This is a genomic window from Flavobacterium sp. YO12 (genome assembly GCF_004119495.1).
Taxonomy (GTDB): domain Bacteria; phylum Bacteroidota; class Bacteroidia; order Flavobacteriales; family Flavobacteriaceae; genus Flavobacterium.
Map to the genome: position 1 here is coordinate 1 of NZ_NRQU01000150.1, position 736 is coordinate 736.

1 protein-coding gene is annotated in these 736 nt (G+C 28.5%); it reads left to right on the forward strand.

What is annotated here, in order from left to right; all coding sequences use genetic code 11:
* Positions 1 to 25 precede the first annotated feature (25 nt).
* Entirely contained in the window at positions 26 to 682 is a 657-nt protein-coding gene (locus BOW55_RS20700) for an NAD-dependent epimerase/dehydratase family protein (protein ID WP_256371709.1), read from the forward strand.
* Positions 683 to 736: the final 54 nt, after the last annotated feature.

The window sequence follows — 736 nt, forward strand, 5'->3', positions numbered from 1 at the left end:
AATTTGAAAAATAATAAAGCCTACAATTGAATTACTCCCATTTTTATCAATTAATAAAGTAAAGTTTGTCTTTTTATCTTCAGGTGGAACAATTTATGGAATTAATGACATTGGCATTTTTTCTGAGGATGACAATAAAAGACCCATCTCTTATTACGGACAATCAAAATTGTTTTTGGAGGAATCAATAATATTAGAGCATAGAAAATCGGGATTAGATTTTTTCATTTTCAGACCATCAAATCCATATGGTATTGGGCAGAATATATATGGTAAACAAGGCTTCATTGCTGCATCAATTGGAAATATACTGAGGCAAGAGAAAATTACAGTTTGGGGCGATGGAAGTGTTGTAAGAGATTATATCCATATAGATGATTTGTCTACAGGAATAATAAATGTAATCCAAAGTGGAGTTATCAATGAAATTTATAATATTGGAAGTGGTAAAGGATATTCAATAAATGAGATAATTGAAATATTAAAAAAATGTATAAACGTTGATTTGGAAATCGAATATGTTGAAGGACGTGCAGTTGATATACCTTTCATGGTGCTAAATGTAGCAAAGATCCAAAACATTATTGGTAGGTCTAAAATTTCGGTTGAAAAAGGGATAGAAGATTTTTATAATTATGAATTATTTAAAAGGGAAAGATTAAATTATATGGAGAATTTGTAGTTTATCTATTTGTATACCAACTAATGGAAGGATTGAAATAGTCAAAAATACATT